At 66.1% G+C, this 295-nt stretch carries 1 pseudogene; it reads right to left on the bottom strand.

Annotation, left to right across the window (positions count from 1 at the left end):
• A pseudogene (locus IF20_RS36975) lies at nt 1–295 on the bottom strand (ABC transporter ATP-binding protein); the annotation flags it as partial.

The raw sequence follows: 295 nt of genomic DNA, 5'->3' as shown, positions 1-295 counted from the left end.
GTCGCAGGTGTCCCGGATGGACTTGTTGTTGTGGCTGACCAGGAAGACCGTGCCGGCCTCCTTGCGCAGCTCCCGGATGCGGGCCTCGGACCGCTTCTGAAACTTCCGGTCGCCGGTCGCCAGCGCCTCATCGATCATCAGCACGTCGTGGTCCTTGGCCGCCGCGATGGAGAACCGCAGCCGGGCCGCCATGCCGGAGGAGTAGGTGCGCATCGGCAGGCTGATGAAGTCGCCCTTCTCGTTGATCCCGGAGAAGTCGACGATCTGCTGATAGCGCTCGCGCACCTGGTCCCGC

Origin of the sequence: Streptomyces niger, assembly GCF_000718305.1 — a bacterium.
Classification (GTDB): Bacteria; Actinomycetota; Actinomycetes; order Streptomycetales; family Streptomycetaceae; genus Streptomyces; species Streptomyces niger.
The sequence above is the reverse complement of the archived record's forward strand: the minus strand, read 5'-3'. Positions and strand labels throughout refer to the sequence as shown.